Below are 2,500 nucleotides of genomic sequence, written 5' to 3'. Positions count from 1 at the left end.
CTGACATGAGTAACGTTAATGCGGGTGAAAAACCCGCACGCCGGAAGACCAAGGGTTCCTGTTCGACGTTAATCGGAGCAGGGTGAGTCGGCCCCTAAGGCGAGGCAGAGATGCGTAGTCGATGGGAAACAGGTTAATATTCCTGTACCGGTGTTTATTGTGATGGAGAGACGGAGAAGGCTAGGCCAGCGCGGCGACGGTTGTCCGCGTTTAAGGTGGTAGGCTTGAGACTTAGGTAAATCCGGGTCTCTTTAAGGCCGAGAGCTGATGACGATCGCCCAAGGGCGAGAAGTGGTTGATGCCATGCTTCCAGGAAAATCTTCTAAACTTCAGATAAACACCGACCGTACCCCAAACCAACACTGGTGGTCAGGTAGAGAATACTAAGGCGCTTGAGAGAACTCGGGTGAAGGAACTAGGCAAAATGGCACCGTAACTTCGGGAGAAGGTGCGCCGGCTTTGGTGATGGGATTTACTCCCTAAGCTGAGGCTGGTCGAAGATACCAGGTGGCTGCGACTGTTTATCAAAAACACAGCACTCTGCAAACACGAAAGTGGACGTATAGGGTGTGACGCCTGCCCGGTGCCGGAAGGTTAATTGATGGGGTTATCTTCGGAGAAGCTCTTGATCGAAGCCCCGGTAAACGGCGGCCGTAACTATAACGGTCCTAAGGTAGCGAAATTCCTTGTCGGGTAAGTTCCGACCTGCACGAATGGCGTAACGACGGCCACACTGTCTCCACCCGAGACTCAGTGAAATTGAACTCGCTGTGAAGATGCAGTGTTCCCGCGGCTAGACGGAAAGACCCCGTGAACCTTTACTACAGCTTCACACTGGACTTAGAACCTATTTGTGTAGGATAGCTGGGAGACTTTGAAGCGTTGTCGCTAGATGATGTGGAGTCGTCCTTGAAATACCAGCCTGGTAGCTTTTGAGTTCTAACTCAGGTCCGTTATCCGGATCGAGGACAGTGTGTGGTGGGTAGTTTGACTGGGGCGGTCTCCTCCCAAAGAGTAACGGAGGAGCACGAAGGTTGGCTAATCATGGTCGGAAATCATGAGGTTAGTGTAATGGCACAAGCCAGCTTAACTGCGAGACAGACACGTCGAGCAGGTACGAAAGTAGGTCATAGTGATCCGGTGGTTCTGAATGGAAGGGCCATCGCTCAACGGATAAAAGGTACTCCGGGGATAACAGGCTGATACTACCCAAGAGTTCATATCGACGGTAGTGTTTGGCACCTCGATGTCGGCTCATCTCATCCTGGGGCTGTAGCCGGTCCCAAGGGTATGGCTGTTCGCCATTTAAAGAGGTACGCGAGCTGGGTTCAGAACGTCGTGAGACAGTTCGGTCCCTATCTGCCGTGGGCGCTGGAGATTTGAGGAGAGCTGCTCCTAGTACGAGAGGACCGGAGTGGACGAACCTCTGGTGTTCGGGTTGTCACGCCAGTGGCATTGCCCGGTAGCTATGTTCGGACAGGATAACCGCTGAAAGCATCTAAGCGGGAAGCCCCCTCCAAGATGAGATCTCCCTGAGACTTTAAGTCTCCTAAAGAGCCGTTGTAGACTACGACGTTGATAGGCAAGGTGTGGAAGCGTTGAGAGGCGTTAAGCTAACTTGTACTAATTGCTCGTGAGGCTTGACTATATAACCCCAAGTGTATTGGGTTATGTAGGTCAGCAAACAAAAACATAGAAAGCGTGCTGAATACTGCAACATCTTACTTACAGATTTAAAACTTCTTCTGCCAAATTATTAAGACTTAGGTCATTATCCAAACATTTTTGCTTGGCGACCATAGAGAGTTGGAACCACCTGATCCCTTGCCGAACTCAGAAGTGAAACGACTCATCGCCGATGGTAGTGTGGGGCTTCCCCATGTGAGAGTAGGTCATCGCCAAGCGCTTAACAACAAAGCCCTAGCAGTAATGCTAGGGCTTTTTTGTTACATGTTCGAAAAGTTAACTCTCACATGGGTTCCCATGTGGAGTAGGATTTACGAGGGAATAAGCAAAGCAAAGAATTTTGCTTTGCTCCGAGGAAATGGGCGAGATTCTGTCGAGCCCCTGGCTCCAGCGAAGCGCAGAGGAGCCAAGCGCTTATACTAATGCCCAGTCTAACGACTGGGCTTTTTTTATATCTATGATTTAGTGATTATTATCATATTAGCTCGGCACCATCCCTAAAGGTACTTCTTTTGGTCTTGTGACAAATTTGGCTAAAAAATTTGCATAGACTTTAGTCCATCTTTAGGTTCGTGACAGGATTTCTTGAATCATTGTTGGTCATCGCCATACCCTAAAAGGCACGTGAGCGCTAAACAACAAGGCCCTAGCAGCAATGCTAGGGCTTTTTTGTTATATGGATGAAAAGGGTCATGTTTGTATAGCGTTATGTCAGTATGCAAATGGCCTCTATTCTCATATCTTTATCGTTATCTTTCTGTATAATTATTTGAGGATTTTATGGGAGTCTTTATGCAGCAAACAATACCAAAAG

2 rRNA genes (1 of these 2 cut by a window edge) are annotated in these 2,500 nt (G+C 48.7%); both read left to right on the top strand.

The features are described 5' to 3' along the window. Nucleotides 1-1,648, top strand: a 23S ribosomal RNA gene (locus KFK88_RS11830); it begins 1,243 nt to the left of the window's first position. A 140-nt stretch (nt 1,649-1,788) separates the two neighbouring features. Further along, nucleotides 1,789-1,904 (top strand): 5S ribosomal RNA (rrf, locus tag KFK88_RS11825). The last annotated feature ends 596 nt before the right edge of the window (nt 1,905-2,500 follow it).

This window comes from Kangiella taiwanensis (assembly GCF_020005165.1).
GTDB lineage: Bacteria > Pseudomonadota > Gammaproteobacteria > Enterobacterales > Kangiellaceae > Kangiella > Kangiella taiwanensis.
This window is presented reverse-complemented; position numbering and strand designations above follow the sequence as displayed.